Here is a 14,989-nt window from a genome sequence, read left to right on the forward strand (position 1 = left end):
ACCGGTTTACGGGCCGTCGTTATGTTGTGATGCATGAGCAATCTGGACATCCACCCGGACGTCACCGTCTGCGGCGGCCACCGCGACACCGCCGCCCACCCCGTGCACGAACTCTTCCCCGGGCGTGAGGTGCTTCTCGGCGAAAGCACGAAGGTGCGCAGGCTCCTGCCGACACTGGGCCGCCGCATGGTCGGCGCCTGGTGCTTCATCGACCACTACGGGCCGGACGACATCGTCGGCGAACCCGGCATGCAGGTGCCGCCCCACCCGCACATCGGCCTGCAGACCGTGAGCTGGCTGCTCGACGGCGAGGTGCTGCATCGGGACAGCCTGGGCAGCCTGCAGACGCTACGGCCGGGCGAACTCGGCCTCATGACCGCCGGACGCGCCATCGCGCACTCGGAGGAGTCCCCCGCCGACCACCCAGACCTCCTGCACGGCGCGCAGCTCTGGGTCGCCCTGCCGGACGCCCACCGCCACGTCTCCCCCGCCTTCGAACACCACGGGAACCTGCCGGTGCTCCGGGAACGGCGGCTCACCGCCACCGTCATCATGGGCGAACTCGCCGGGGCCACCTCTCCCGGCACCGCCTACACACCGCTGGTCGGAGCCGACCTGCTGCTCTCCCCCGAGGCCGACCTGTCCCTGCCGGTGGAGCGCGACTTCGAACACGCCGTGCTCAGCGTGTACGGCGAAGCCGAGATCGACGGAGTGCCGGTCTCGCCCGGGTCGCTGCTCTACCTCGGCACCGGCCGCCGCGAACTGCGCATCCGCTCAGCGGCGGGCAGCCGGCTGATGCTGCTCGGCGGCGAACCCTTCGACGAGGAGATCGTCATGTGGTGGAACTTCGTCGGGCGCACCGGCCAGGAAATCGCCGAGGCCCGCCGCGAATGGGCGGAAGGCGAACTCTTCGGCACCGTGCACGGCTATGCCGGACCGCGTCTCAACGCGCCTCCGCTGCCGCCCACCCCGCTCAAACCCCGGGGGCGCAGCCGTTAGGGCATACCCGCTGGGCAGAACTACTTCACTCGGACTATAGTTCAGCGAGTTAAGCTTTCTGTCCGCGGGCGGTGCCGTGCGCGCCGTCGCGCTTGCTCCCCATGCGAGGGGTCCCCATGTTCATCGCGCTGGTTGTCGTGTCCATCCTCGTAGCCCTGGGTTTCGTCCTGGCCGGGCTCCCCAAGGCCATAGGTAACCCGGCCATCGTCAAAGAGCTCGGCCGCCTCGGCGTGTCCCCCGGCTTCACCCGCATCACCGGCACCCTGGAGGTCCTCGGCGGCCTCGGCACACTCGCCGGCATCTGGATCGGCATCCTCGGCATCCTCGCCCCGATCGGGCTGATCATCGTCATGATCGGGGCCATCGTCACCCACGTCCGCGCGGGCGACCCGGCGAGCCAGACGGCCCGCCCGGTGCCGCTCTTGGTCCTCGCGCTCGCGGCACTCATCCTGCGCGCCCTCACCCTCTAAACCGGCCTGGCCACCGGTTTCCGGCGTGCCAGGTTAGTTTGGGGGCACTGGTCGGTTGCGGGCACCGGGCTGATTTGGCCCGTTTGGGCACGTCAGGATGATTTGGCGGCGCTCACCCCGCGCCGGCCCCGACGCGGACGCGGCTCCTGGTTGCGTACGGCACAAGCCTGGTGGCTTATGCCGTACAAAATCCTGGAATGTCGCTTGAGGCGGGATCGTTTCCGTGGTGAAACTGATTTCCGGGAGGGCCACACGCATGCCGACGCCGCCGCACCCCCACGACGACGAGATCGAGACCCTAGACCGGTTGATCATTGCGATGCTGCGGCTCAGGTTCCACCTCGACACCACAGCCGCCGGGATCGGCCTGTCCGCCCCCCAGGCCCACGCCCTGCTCCGCCTGGGCGAGCCCCTCCGCCTCGGTGAGATCGCCGGCCAAATGCACTGCGAACCCTCCCACATCACCGGCATCGCCGACGCCCTCGAACAACGCGGCCTCGCCGTACGCCAGCCCGACCCCGCCGACCGCCGCGCCAAACAGCTCATCGCCACCCTCGAAGGCCATGAACTCCGCCGCAAGTTCATCGCCGGCCTCCTCCAAGACATGCCGGTCCTGTCCCCCCTCAACCCCGCCGACCGCGCCACCCTCCTCACCCTCCTCCGCACCGCGGACACCACCATCCCCTGAGGTGACCAGGAGTGACAACTGATCTATACGAGGGCGCCTCCGACTGGCGTGTCGCGTACTCCACACCCCGATAGAAGTCTGGGTCTATCTTTGACTGTGAGAAAGGTGGTGGAGATGAGCGCTCAGCCTGTCCACGAAGAAGGACCGAGGGTTCCTCGCACCATCGGCGGCATCTCCAACGCACTGCGTGGCAGCCGGCGAGCCCAGTTCTTCGCCGAGTTGTTGGAGGCTCAGCAAGGTCCAGAGTTGGATGGTGTGATCTCGGCATGGTGGGGACGTGCCATGCTGGACACCGATCCCGATCGTGATCGCATCCATGCAGCCGCTGAGGCCGGGACCCTTCCGACTACGACTATGGATGAGATTGCACGCAGACGACAGGAGTGCACCGCCTAGCGATTGAGGATGATGATCTATGGCCGGTCATACCGTCTGAGATCGTGGCCGAGACACTCGCCGATCCGTCTATCTCGGCAGACGTGTTCTCCACCGTGGTAGCGCTCACGGTCTCCATCTGCGAAAATCCTTGGCTGCTTGGGAGCGGCCAAGCCAGCATGGATCCAGATTTGCGAGAGATCCTCATCCCAAAGGGCCACGGCATCGCGGAATACCGCAGCGATAGGAAGCACCAGCGAGTGCTTCTCACGCGACTCGTTCTCTTCTGACGCCCGAAGAGGAGGGTGGGCGACGGGGCCTGGAAGGCTGTGAAACGCTGGCACTATGAACCGGCTTGGCAGAGCTACGTCTCCCTATCTCCTCCAGCACGTCGACAACCCGGTCCACTGGTTTGAGTGGGGCGAGGAGGCGTTCGCCGAAGCGCGGCGGCGGGATGTGCCGCTGCTGATCAGCGTGGGTTACTCGGCCTGCCACTGGTGCCATGTCATGGCCCACGAGTCCTTCGAGGACGAGGCGACGGCGGCCAAGATGAATGCGAACTTCGTCAACGTCAAGGTCGATCGCGAGGAGCGGCCGGATGTCGACGCGGTCTACATGTCCGCCACCCAGGCCATGACGGGGCAGGGCGGATGGCCGATGACGGTGTTCGCGACGCCTGAGGGGCACCCGTTCTATTGCGGCACCTATTTCCCGCGGCAGCAGTTTCACCGGCTGCTCGACGGGGTGGCCCAGGTGTGGCGCGACGAGCGCGATCAGGTGCTCGGGCAGGGGGCGAAGGTCGTCGCCGCGCTGAACGACGGCGGGGACTTCCCCACCGGGCCGCAGCCGACCCACGACACGCTGGCGGAAGCCGTACTCAATCTTAAAAGCGGGTTCGATCCGGTGCGTGGCGGGTTTGGGGGCGCGCCGAAGTTCCCGCCGTCCATGGTGCTGGAGTTTCTGCTGCGGGAAGGCGGCCAGGAAGCGATTTCCATGGCCGGGCACACGTTGGCGGCGATGGCGAGGGGCGGCATTTACGATCAGCTCGCCGGGGGGTTCGCGCGCTACAGCGTGGACGCCGAGTGGGTTGTGCCGCATTTCGAGAAAATGCTCTACGACAATGCTCTGCTGCTGCGTGTCTACACGCACTGGTGGCGGGCCACGGGCACGGTGCTCGCGCGCAGGATCGCGTTGGAGACCGCCGACTGGCTGCTGGCGGAAATGCGCACCGAGCAGGGCGGGTTCGCCTCGGCGCTGGACGCCGACAGTGAGGGTGTTGAGGGGAAGTTCTACGTCTGGACGCCCGACCAGCTGCGTGAGGTACTTGGGGAGGAGGACGCGGCGTTCGCCATGTCGGTCTTCTCCGTCACGCCGGGGGGCACGTTCGAGCACGGCAGTTCGGTGCTGCAGTTCCTGTCCGACACGCCCGACACGACGCGCCTCGCGCATGTGCGGGAGACGCTGCTGCGGGCGCGGGCGGAGCGGGTACGGCCCGGCCGGGACGACAAGGTGGTCGCGTCGTGGAACGGGCTGGCAATCGCCGCGCTCGCGGAAACCGGGCTGCTGTTCGAACGGCAGGACCTGGTCGACGCGGCCCGTGAGACGGCCGAACTCCTGGACAAGGTGCACATGCAGGGCGGAAGGCTGGCCCGCACGTCCAAGGACGGACGGGTGGGGGCCAACGCCGGGGTGCTTGACGATTACGCCAACGTGGCGGAGGGGTTGCTGGCGCTCTACTCGGTGACCGGGGAAAGCCGGTGGTTCGAGCGGGCGGGTGCACTGCTTGAGGTGATTCTGGACCACTTCGGGGACGGGGAGGGTGGTTTCTACGACACGGCGGACGACGCTGAGAGCCTCTTCCAGCGCCCGAAGGACACCACCGACAACGCCACCCCGTCCGGGCGGTTCGCGGCGGCGGGCGCACTCCTGACCTACGCCGCCCTCACCGGCTCCGCCCGTCACCGCGAAGCCGCCCACGCCGCCCTCGGCACCGCCTCCGTCCTGGCCCCCCGCCACGCCCGCTTCGCCGGCTGGGGCCTCGCCGTCGCCGAAGCCGCCCTAGCCGGCCCGGTCGAGGTCGCGGTGGTGGGGCCTTTGGACTCCCTCGACACTCGTGCCCTTCACAGGACCGCGCTCCTGTCGCGCTCTCCTGGCCTTGTGGTGGCGCTCCACGACCCGGCGGAGGAGCCTGGGACTGGCAACAGCCTGGTTCCTCTCCTGGAGGGACGAGAACTCGTCCGAGGACGACCTGCGGCTTACGTGTGCCGCGACTTCACGTGCCGCATGCCGGTCACAACCGCAGCCGACTTGGCCACAGAACTTGGGGGCACACAACTCCATAAAACCACCGAATGAAAACAGGGCTATGGCTCCGCAACAGCGCAGGTAGGCGAGTGTTGGCCCCGCAGGCGCGGGGATGTTCCTGGAGCGCTCTAAAAAGGGGGGGCCTCCCTCAGGTCGGCCCCGCAGGCGCGGGGATGTTCCCCAGGTCGCGACGTCGGGCACCTCGGTGGCTGCGTCGGCCCCGCAGGCGCGGGGATGTTCCGGAGATCGCGCGCCGCGTCTCCCACCCCGTCCAGTCGGCCCCGCACACGCGGGGATGTTCCTGGCGGCTACTGGGCATGCATGGGCGGCATCCGGTCGGCCCCGCACGCGCGGGGATGTTCCGCCCATCGACGCGCTCAGAGACACCGCCGCCGTGTCGGCCCCGCACGCGGGGATGTTCCTCACACGGTTATGGAAGGTGACGGCGACGTCCGGTCGGCCCCGCACGCGCGGGGATGTTCCTGCAGTCATGTAGATGTAGGCGCGGCCGTGTACGTCAGTCCCGGACACTCGGGGATGTTCCCATCGCAGCGGCGGCGAGGTCGCCGTCCAGGGCGTCGGCCCCGCACGCGAGGGGATGATCCTGAGTAGGTGCGGCAGTAAGGGCAGGCTGGCGGGTCGGCCCCGCACGTGCGGGGATGATCGCCCACCATGCCCCGGGAGATCAGGGAAGCCCGGCCCGTCACCTCCACCGAGGTAGAGGTGACGCACACCTGCCCAACCGTGCAAGCAGGGCCCGAGAGCCCGACCCGCCTACCGGGTGTCGCGCTGGACGGGGATGTTCTGGACCGGTCCCTCGTCCTGGCCCCCGCCGAGGCGGCGTTCGTTGCCCTGGTTGTCGCCTGGTCCCGGGCCTTGGCCTGGGCCGCCGGGGTTCTCGCCATCCGGTTGGCCGTCGGGGTTGTCCGGGCCACGTGGGTTGTTGGGGTTGGCGGGTGTGTCGGGGCCGGTTGTCGGGGGTGAGGTGCCGGGAGGGGTGGCGTTCTGGTCGGGGGCGGGGTTGATGCCCTGGTCGCCGTTCGGGTCACCGTACCAATCGTCGCCCTCGGGGTAGTTGTCGTCGGGGAAGTCCCAGCCGAAGTCGGAGGCTTCGGGGAACTGTTCGACGGGTTTGCCCTTCATGGCCTCGGTCATGAAGGCTCGCCAGATCTGGGCAGGCATGCCTCCGCCGTACTGCTCGTATCCCCCGACCTTCACGGTCTTGTTGTCGTCGCGGAACATGTTGACGGCGGTGGAGAGTTGCGGCGTGTAGCCCACGAACCAGGCGGCGCGGGACTTGTCGGTCGTGCCGGTCTTGCCAGCTACGGGCCGGTCCCAGAGGCGGGCGGCGGTGCCGGTGCCGGCCTCGACGACCTGGGTCATGGCGTAGGTGGTGTCGGCGGCGGTCTGCTCGGTGAAGGCGCGTTTGCCGGGAACGTCGATGGTGGTCTTCTCGCCGTCGGCGTCCGTGATCGAGCGGATCACGTGGGCCTCGTGGTAGATGCCCTCGGCGGCGAAGGCCGCGTAGCCGGTCGCCTGCTGGACGGCGCTGACCGACGCCACGCCGAGCGGGAAGGTCGGGGCGTCCTCATGCGGCGCGAGCTGGGATTCGGGGATGCCGGCGGCCCTGGCCGCCTCGGCCACCTTGTCGAGCCCGATGCGCTGGCTGAGGTCGACGAACGCGGTGTTGACCGAGTCCTTGGTCGCGGTGACGAGGTTGACCTCACCGTAGGAGCGCCCGCTTGAGTTGGGGATGTCGTGGGAGGCGACCCGCATCGGCGAGTTGCCGTTGACGCGGGTCGACAGCTTGAGCCCGTCTTCCAGAGCGGCGGCCAGCGCGTAGGACTTGAAGGTGGAGCCCGCCATGACCTTGGCGTAGAACGCGTTGTCGACCTTGCTGTCCTCCCAGGAGCGGCCGCCGTAGAAGGCGAGCACCTCGCCGTTGCGGGGGTCGACGGCGGCGAGGCCTGTGCGCACCTTCTTCGGGGTGGAGTCGGGCAGGACGGAGGTCACGGCGCGCTCGGCGGCCTTCATGAGATTTTTGTCGAAGGTCGTGACGATGCGCAGGCCGCCTTGGTTGATCTGTTCCTCGGTGTAGCCGCGCCGTGCCAACTCGGCGTTGACCTGGTCGATCATATAGTTGTCCTGCCCCTTGGGCGCGAAGACCCCCTTGGGCTTCTTCAGCGTGGGGAAACGCTGGTCGGCGGCCTGTTCGGCGGTGAGGGCGCCGGTCTCGACCATGGCCGCGATCACGCTCTTCCAGCGCGCCTCTGCGGCGTCGCGCATGGCGCCGGTGGGGTTGGCGAAGTTGGACGGCTGCTGGATCACCGCGGCGAGGTAGGCGCTCTCGGCGATGGTCAGGTCGCGGACGTTCTTGCGGAAGTAGGCGTCGGCGGCGGCCTGCACGCCCCAGGCGCTGCGGCCGAAGTAGATCGTGTTGAGATATTGCTCAAGCACCCAGTCCTTGGACTTCGACTGGTCGACCTTGAGCGAGATCATGATCTCTTTGAGCTTGCGGACGATAGAACGTTCCTGGCCAAGCCCGCTGTAGTAGTTGCGCACCATCTGCTGGGTGATGGTGGATCCGCCCTGGAGCTGCTGACCGGTCACGGTCGACCAGACGGCGCGGGCGGTGCCGGAGACCGACACGCCGCTGTCGCGGTAGAAGGTGCGGTTCTCCACGGCGATCACCGCGTCGCGGAGGTGTTCGGGCACCTTGGACAGCTCGACCGCCTTGCGGTTGACACCCTGTTTGGCCAGCACGGTCTTGCCGTCGCGGTAGTAGATCACCGATGCCTGGGCGGTGGCCTCCGGCTGAGTGCTGTCCGGAATCGGGGTGAGCGCCCAGGCCACGGCGAAGGCTCCCACGCCGAGTAGCAGGCCGCTGCCCGTCAAAACCAACAACACCCGGAGAATCCGTCGCTTTCGCACGTCTATCTCCGTCCCTCACACACGCCACAAACCCCCACTTGCACGATCAACCGTCCCCCCGGCACCGAGCATCAAGCGAAATTTCAGGGTAAACGACCGATAACTATGCCTGTGTTCCCTATGACCGACTATGACTGGCTTTGAGCGCATATCAACGCTTGTGGTCGACAACGATGGAATTGATCTAGTTCGGAGAACCCCGCTCCGAGATCGCCGACGACAGCCGGATCAGGAGCCTGTCGACGCGTGCGACCTGGGGTTCATGCTAGGAGACGAACAACTCTTCACTCTGGATGCTAAGCCTTAATGGTCTCTGTGACGTGGAACATCGGCGACCAATGGCAAAACGCGATAAGGCACGGGGGTGTCCAACGCGATCACCGAAGACGTCCGCAGCACCCCCGGCACGTCGACGATCAAATCGATGACCCGCTGTAAGTCGGCATTGCTGCGCGCGACCACCCGGCAGAACAGGTCGCCGCCCCCGGAGGTCGTGTGCACTTCCAGCACCTCGGGAATGCGCGCGAGGCCGTGCGCGACCGGGTCGTGCCCGCTGATCTGGCGAATCTCCAATGTGACGAAGGCCATCACGTCGTAGCCGAGGGCAGCGGGCGAGATGTCGGGCCCGAAGCCGGTGATCACCCCACGCGCGACCAGCCGGTCGAGCCTCGCCTGCACGGTCCCCCTGGCCACGGCGAGGCGGCGCGAACACTCCAGCACGCCGAGCCTCGGCTCCTCGGTCAGGAGCAGGATGAGACGGGCGTCGAGTTGATCAATCGTCATGATGTACAGCTACTCCACGATAGCCCTCGATCCACCATACAGATTGTCCAGCAAATCAGTCCACTCTTGCGCAACCCGCCCACCAAATCCGACAGTAACCGCATGAACGACATTTTCCCTGTTCACGGCATGGACGCTGTGGTCTTCGCGGTCAGCAACGCCAAACAGGCCGCCCACTATTACTCGACCGCCTTCGGCATGCGCCTGGTCGCCTACCGCGGGCCGGAGAACGGCAGCCGTGACGAGGCGGCTTACGTCCTCACCTCGGGTAGCGCCCGTTTCGTGTTCCGGGGATCGGTTCGCGCGGGCACCGACCTCAGCCGCCACGTGGCCGATCACGGTGACGGCGTGACCGACCTCGCCCTCGACGTGCCCGACGTCGACGCCGCCTACGCCCACGCCGTCAAGGCGGGCGCCCGCGGCCTCGACGAGCCCTACACCATGGAGGACGAGCACGGCAAGGTACGGCTGGCCGCCATCGCGACCTACGGCGAGACCCAGCACACGCTGGTCGACCGGAGCAACTACTCCGGCCCCTACCTGCCCGGCTACGTAGCCGCCGAGCCGCTCGTGGCGCCGCCGGACGTCAAGAACGGCCGCGTCTTCCAGGCGATCGACCACTGCGTCGGCAACGTCGAACTCGGCAAGATGGACGAGTGGGTCGAGTTCTACAAGCGGGTCATGGGCTTCACCAACATGGCGGAGTTCATCGGTGACGACATCGCGACCGAGTATTCCGCGCTGATGTCCAAGGTCGTCGCCGACGGCAGCCGCAAGGTCAAATTCCCGCTCAACGAGCCGGCCATCAGCAAGAAGAAGTCGCAGATCGACGAATACCTGGAGTTCTACGGCGGGCCCGGCGTGCAGCACATCGCCCTGGCCACCAACGACATCCTCTCGACCGTCGACCACATGCGGGCCGCCGGCGTGCAGTTCCTCGCCACCCCCGACTCCTACTACGACGACCCCGAGCTGCGCGCCCGCATCGGAGAGGTGCGCGTGCCGATCGAGGAGCTCAAGAAGCGCCGCATCCTGGTCGACCGCGACGAGGACGGCTACCTCCTGCAGATCTTCACCAAGCCCGTGCAGGACCGCCCGACCGTCTTCTTCGAACTCATCGAACGGCACGGCTCCCTCGGCTTCGGCAAGGGCAACTTCAAGGCGCTCTTCGAGGCCATCGAGCGTGAGCAGGACCTGCGCGGCAACCTCTGATACCGGCCCCAGGTAAGCCCTTCACGCTCTCTTTGCGTGTCGCGGGCTTTGCAGTAGGCGGCGCGTGGTGATCTCCCTCAAATGGGAGCACCACCGCCGCCTCCGGGCGAACCACCGCCCGATCGTCCATATCGCGACCCCTACATCGACCCGCCCCCCGGCCAGTCGCCCCCTGAAGGTGAACCCTGGTCTCCACCGCCCCGCGGCGGCCCGCAGTACGGCGAAGCCCCGCCCGGCTACAGAGGCGGACCCGGCCCGGTGCCGGCGCCGCTCGGCGGACGCTGGCGGCGGCTGTTCGCGGGCATCGTCGACTCGATCATCATCAGCCTGATCAGCACCCCGGTCACCTGGCAGACCTGGAGCCACGTCCTAGACGAGGAGAGAGGCGCCTGGGCGCGGATCAACCTCTCGCAGACCTTCTTCCTGGCCGTCGTGGCATTCCTCTACTACTGGCTGCTCCAGGCGTATTGGCACGGTCAGACCATCGGGAAGAAGATCTTCGGCCTGCGTGTCATCAGCGAGACCGGGGAGAGGCTCGCCGTGGGCCAGGCGGCGATCCGGCAGGCCGTGATGGCGGTCCTCGCCTGGTTGTGCTGCCTGTGGATCATCGACCTTGGCTGGATCCTCATAGACCCAAGAAAGCAGGCCATCCACGACAAGGCAGCCAGAACTCTTGTGGTGGATAGCTGACCAGTGGTGACTACTTAGCGTAAGCTCTTTGTCACTCGACGGAGGTGTCACACACCGAGCACAGGGGGCACGCGCGGCTGATGAGGTCATGGTCACTGGCAACGACGACGTCCGTCACCCTCCTCGCCTTGCTCGCCTGTTCGGCGTCCAACGGCGAGAGCCTGTCCTCACCGCCGGTGGGATCCGAGCATCCCGCCCGCTCCACCGTGCAGGGCACGGTGGGCGCGGCCGGCATCGGCGACCCAGACTTCCCCAGTGACGGCAACGGCGGCTACGACGTCACGCATTACAGCCTCAAGCTCGCCTACACGCCGAGCAGCAAACACCTCGCCGGCGTCGCCTCCATCAGCGCCACGGCGCTCCACGACCTCGCGCGGTTCAACCTCGACCTGTCCGGGCTGCACGTCGCGTCGGTGACGCTGGACGGCGCCCCCGCGCAGTTCACCCGCGAGGGCAGCGAGCTGATGATCAGCCCCGCCGCACAGCTCGCCAAAGGGGCGAAGTTCACGGTCCGGGTGGCCTACTCCGGCACTCCCAAACCCGTACGAGGCTCCTCCAACCTCGGCACCTACGGATTCATCCCCACCTCCGACGGCGCCTTCGTGGTCTGCGAGCCCAACGGGGCCAAAACGTGGTTCCCCGCCAACGACCACCCCGCCGACAAGGCGACATTCGACTTCGAGCTGACCGTGCCCAAGGGGCTCACCGCCCTCGCCAACGGCGAACTCGTCGCCGGGCCGGTCACCACCGACGGCAAGACCACCTTCATCTGGCGCGAACGCCACCCGATGGTGACCTACCTCGCCACCATGACCCTCGGCGACTTCGCCCTCCGCACCGGCACAACCCCCCGCGGCCTGGCCAACCTCGCCGCCGTGGCACCGAAATACAACAACCAGCTCGACCGGGTCTTCCGGCTGTCGGGCCGCATCACCGACTACTGGAGCACGGTCTTCGGCCCTTACCCGTTCTCCTCCACAGGAGGCGTAGTCGACGACCTCAACACCGGCTATGCCCTGGAAAACCAGACCAAGCCGATGTATGGCGGATTCATCCCCGATGAGAGCATCATCGCCCACGAGCTCGCCCACCAGTGGTTCGGCGACAGCGTGAGCATCAAACGCTGGAACGACCTCTGGCTCAACGAGGGCTTCGCGACCTACGCCGAGTGGTTGTGGGCCGAGCACAACCGCACCATCACCGCCGAGCAGGTCTTCCGCGGACGCATGTCCATGACCAGCTCCCCCATCTGGAACTACCCACCCGGCAAGGCCAGGCCCGACGACCTGTTCAACGAGTCCGTCTACACCCGCGGCGCCATGACCCTCCACGCCCTGCGCCAGCGCATCGGCGACGCGACCTTCTTCAAGGTGCTCCGCACCTGGGCTCAGAATCACGCGTACGGCCACGCCACGACAGACGACTTCATCACCCTGGCCGAACGCCTCTCCGGCCGGCAACTCGACAGCCTCTTCGACGTGTGGCTCTACAAACGCGGCCGCCCCGAATGGCCCGAACGCCCCCGCCGCCAAACCCGCCCAACCCCTGGCAACTCACGCCCCACCCCAACTCCCACCGCTTCACCGGCTCCCACCCGCCAGGCCGGCCCCTACCGGCGCTAGCACTCATGCAGGCGGGCTCAGGGGCAAGGACTTGATCGTATGAAACCGCACTTGCAGATGGTGGATCTCCAAGCCGTCCCGTCTTCAATGCATCAGAGATCCTGGGAAGGATGTCCCGCGCAGTAGCCATAAAGAGCTTTAGGCCAGCCGCGCAGGTCAACGACATCAAAATCAGAGGGCTAGAGCTGCAGCACTGTGGGTGGTGGTGCCGCAGGGGCAGTATCGTCGTGTGGTGACCGCTGACTCGCTCTTTGACCTACACCTTCCGCATCCAGCGGACCCACCAGGGCGCTCGGGGCAAAATGGCGAGGTTTTCACTCGCCGGTGGGTGGTTGATCTCATGCTCGATCTTGTGGGCTATACCCCCGATCGAAACCTTGCCTCTATGCGAATAGTCGAGCCTGCGTGCGGCGAGGGCGCTTTCCTCGGTCCCATCGTCCAGCGACTCAGTGCTTCTTGCCGGAGACACAAGCGATCATTGCTAGAAGCTGCCTCAGCAATCGAAGCGATCGATCTACTCGCTCACAATGTGCAGCAAGCTCAACAGCTCGTATCACGACTGCTTATAGATGATGGCTGGAACGCGATCGAAGTAGACAAAGTCGTCCAAGGATGGATCTTGCAGGGGGATTACCTACTGCGTAGTCGATCCAGCGAATCAGCCGATTTTGTGGTTGGTAACCCGCCTTATATTCGTTTGGAAGACGTACCTGAAGTACGCATGGCGGCCTACCGTCGGTCGTGTAATACGATGGGCGGACGTGCTGATATCTACGTGGGATTCTACGAAAAAGGTTTGGTCAGCCTCAAGAGCGACGGAAAACTCGCCTTCATCTGCGCAGACCGTTGGATGCGTAACCAATACGGCAGAGGGCTCCGACAGTTGATCGCGAGGCAATACAGCATGGATCTAGCGTTGATCATGCATGATGTGGATGCGTTCGAGGATCAGGTCTCCGCTTACCCAGCAATTACCGTGATCAGTAATCGCACTCAAGGCACGGCGATCGCCGCCGATACACGCCGCTCCTTCAGCAGTGCTCAGGCGCACGAGTTTGCATCCTGGACGACTAGTAGCAACGATCAGTATGTCGATACCGAAACCTATCATGCGGCCAGGCTTCCTCATTGGTTTGCAGGTGATGACTCCTGGCCTTCAGCCTCTCCCGCCAGACTGGCGATGCTAGAAGAGCTCAGTCAGCGATACCAGCTCCTCGAAGATAGAAGGACTGGGACGCGAGTCGGTATTGGCGTAGCTACTGGAGCCGACAAAATCTTTATCACAGATAGAGCCGATCTCGTAGAGACAGATCGCCTGCTCCCACTATCTATGGTCAGGGACACAAAGACTGGGATTTTTGAGTGGAACGGCTCATATCTCGTGAACCCCTGGGACAGCGCGGGAAACTTGGTTGATTTGACCAACTACCCAAGACTGGCGTCCTACTTCAAGAGGCACGCCTCAGTGCTCCGAAAGCGCCACATTGCGATCAAACAGCCTAGTCGGTGGTACAAGACTATTGATAAAGTAGACCCCCATCTCACCGCCCAGCCCAAACTGCTTCTTCCAGACATGAAGATGACCATTCATCCCGTGCTAGATGAAGGCGGATACTATCCGCACCATAATCTATACTTTATAGTCTCTGATTCATGGGATCTAAGAGTCCTTGGTGGACTAATGCTGTCCAAGGTGGCCGAGGCCTTTGTTGAGGCCTACGCCGTTAAAATGCGTGGCGGAACTCTCCGTTTTCAGGCACAGTATTTGCGTAAGATCCGCGTCCCCAATCAAGATGATATCGACGAGTCAACCTGCAACGCTCTTCGTGAAGCCTTCGAAAAGCGGGATTCGTCAGCCGCCACCGAGGCCGCCTTGCGGGCATACGGCCTAGATCACCTGCCAGACTAGGAGACACATGCGTCAACATCCGGCACAGCACGCTGTGAATATGTTTTGGGAACTTCGCGAAAGAGCGGCAAAGAAGCAGTCGGATGCAGGCCGATCTGATGCCGGATTCCGCAGCGCAGTAACTGCGGGACAACATATGCGAGAACTCGAAGAGGTGGTCATTCAAGAGTTTGTCGAATCAGGGATCCCACGAGACTGCATCCGCCAAAAGACTGGCGTGGAACTTCCCGGCTACTATAGAGCAGCAAAGAAATGGGATATTGTCGTTGTACACCGAGGATCCCTAATCGCTGCGATCGAATTCAAATCGCAGGTCGGACCATCCTTCGGCAACAACGTTAATAATCGCATTGAGGAGGCAATAGGATCGGCAACCGATGTATGGCGCGCTTACGAAGAAGGCACGTTTGGTAGCCTCCGACCTTGGTTGGGCTACTTCTTCATCCTCGAAGCGACCCCGAAGTCCATGACCCCCATCTCCGTACCCACCACAGTTTCTCCGGTGGAGAAGGTATTTATTAACACTTCCTACATGGATCGCTACAGGATTCTTTGCCAGCGACTCGTACGTGAGCGCCTGTATGACGCCGCATGCTTCATCACCACCACTCCGGGTTCTTCAGAGGCCACAGCTGTTCTCAATGAACCCGATCCCGAGCTAGGTTTTGCAAACTTTGCAGCAGCCATCGCCGGCCGAGTCGTTTACACACTCGGACTTCCCGACACAGGGATAGGCGGCAAACAGGAAATTATCCTCTAGCCAAGCCACCCAGATTCAGAGTAGCAAGCCAACGAGAAGACCCCCGCTATTGCCGGGGGTCCTTTCGATGCGGTTCTGCTTGCCTTGTCGCTCCGGCCTGCGCAGCCGCGGGTCGCCGACAGGAAATGGCGGTGAGTGCTATATGGGCTCGGGCACGACTTTCATCGATGACATGCCGTGCTCTTCGCCAAAGGCCGCCAGGATTAGCAGCGACTCTTGCCGATAAGGGTGTCCAGACGGTCGCGG

11 protein-coding genes and 1 CRISPR repeat array are annotated in these 14,989 nt (G+C 64.8%); of the genes, 9 read left to right on the forward strand and 2 right to left on the reverse strand.

The genetic code is table 11. The annotated features are described in order from the left end of the window. The first annotated feature begins 33 nt into the window (after positions 1 to 33). The 4 genes from Ssi02_RS16745 to Ssi02_RS16760 all read left to right on the forward strand — a co-directional run bounded on the left by Ssi02_RS16745 (position 34) and on the right by Ssi02_RS16760 (position 4,887). Complete coding sequence (locus Ssi02_RS16745; RefSeq protein ID WP_204026455.1) at positions 34 to 999, forward strand: pirin family protein; 966 nt, start codon at positions 34 to 36, stop codon at positions 997 to 999. A 116-nt stretch (positions 1,000 to 1,115) separates the two neighbouring features. Beyond that, positions 1,116 to 1,469, forward strand: a complete 354-nt coding sequence (locus Ssi02_RS16750; RefSeq protein WP_204026456.1) for a DoxX family protein — start codon at positions 1,116 to 1,118, stop codon at positions 1,467 to 1,469. A 226-nt stretch (positions 1,470 to 1,695) separates the two neighbouring features. Beyond that, positions 1,696 to 2,157 carry a MarR family winged helix-turn-helix transcriptional regulator gene (locus Ssi02_RS16755; protein WP_204026457.1) on the forward strand — a complete coding sequence of 154 codons (462 nt, stop codon included), beginning with the start codon at positions 1,696 to 1,698 and terminating at the stop codon, positions 2,155 to 2,157. A gap of 720 nt (positions 2,158 to 2,877) precedes the next feature. After that, positions 2,878 to 4,887 (forward strand): thioredoxin domain-containing protein, encoded by a 2,010-nt coding sequence (locus Ssi02_RS16760; protein WP_204026458.1) that lies wholly within the window; start codon positions 2,878 to 2,880, stop codon positions 4,885 to 4,887. 43 nt (positions 4,888 to 4,930) lie between these two features. Further along, a CRISPR array of direct repeats spans positions 4,931 to 5,199; the repeat unit is 25 nt; unit sequence GGCCCCGCAGGCGCGGGGATGTTCC. A 411-nt stretch (positions 5,200 to 5,610) separates the two neighbouring features. Here Ssi02_RS16760 and Ssi02_RS16765 read toward each other — a convergent pair. After that, positions 5,611 to 7,767, reverse strand: coding sequence for a transglycosylase domain-containing protein (locus tag Ssi02_RS16765; protein WP_239128972.1), 2,157 nt, complete (start codon positions 7,765 to 7,767; stop codon positions 5,611 to 5,613). Positions 7,768 to 8,070: 303 nt separating this feature from the next. Continuing rightward, on the reverse strand, positions 8,071 to 8,550 hold the full coding sequence (locus tag Ssi02_RS16770) for an Lrp/AsnC family transcriptional regulator (protein WP_204026460.1): 480 nt from the start codon (positions 8,548 to 8,550) through the stop codon (positions 8,071 to 8,073). A gap of 102 nt (positions 8,551 to 8,652) precedes the next feature. On the opposite strand from Ssi02_RS16770, the gene hppD reads away from it, so the two are divergent. The 5 genes from hppD (at position 8,653) to Ssi02_RS16795 (ending at position 14,743) form a co-directional block, all read left to right on the forward strand. Then, positions 8,653 to 9,762, forward strand: a complete 1,110-nt coding sequence (gene hppD / locus Ssi02_RS16775) for a 4-hydroxyphenylpyruvate dioxygenase (protein ID WP_204026462.1) — start codon at positions 8,653 to 8,655, stop codon at positions 9,760 to 9,762. 81 nt (positions 9,763 to 9,843) lie between these two features. Continuing rightward, positions 9,844 to 10,452, forward strand: a complete 609-nt coding sequence (locus Ssi02_RS16780) for an RDD family protein (RefSeq protein ID WP_204026464.1) — start codon at positions 9,844 to 9,846, stop codon at positions 10,450 to 10,452. An 80-nt stretch (positions 10,453 to 10,532) separates the two neighbouring features. Then, positions 10,533 to 12,074 (forward strand): M1 family metallopeptidase, encoded by a 1,542-nt coding sequence (locus Ssi02_RS16785; RefSeq protein WP_204026466.1) that lies wholly within the window; start codon positions 10,533 to 10,535, stop codon positions 12,072 to 12,074. 232 nt (positions 12,075 to 12,306) lie between these two features. Beyond that, positions 12,307 to 13,983, forward strand: coding sequence for an Eco57I restriction-modification methylase domain-containing protein (locus Ssi02_RS16790; RefSeq protein WP_275410696.1), 1,677 nt, complete (start codon positions 12,307 to 12,309; stop codon positions 13,981 to 13,983). A 7-nt stretch (positions 13,984 to 13,990) separates the two neighbouring features. Further along, positions 13,991 to 14,743, forward strand: coding sequence for a PaeR7I family type II restriction endonuclease (locus Ssi02_RS16795; protein ID WP_204026469.1), 753 nt, complete (start codon positions 13,991 to 13,993; stop codon positions 14,741 to 14,743). The last annotated feature ends 246 nt before the right edge of the window (positions 14,744 to 14,989 follow it).

The organism is Sinosporangium siamense, assembly GCF_016863435.1.
GTDB lineage: Bacteria > Actinomycetota > Actinomycetes > Streptosporangiales > Streptosporangiaceae > Sinosporangium > Sinosporangium siamense.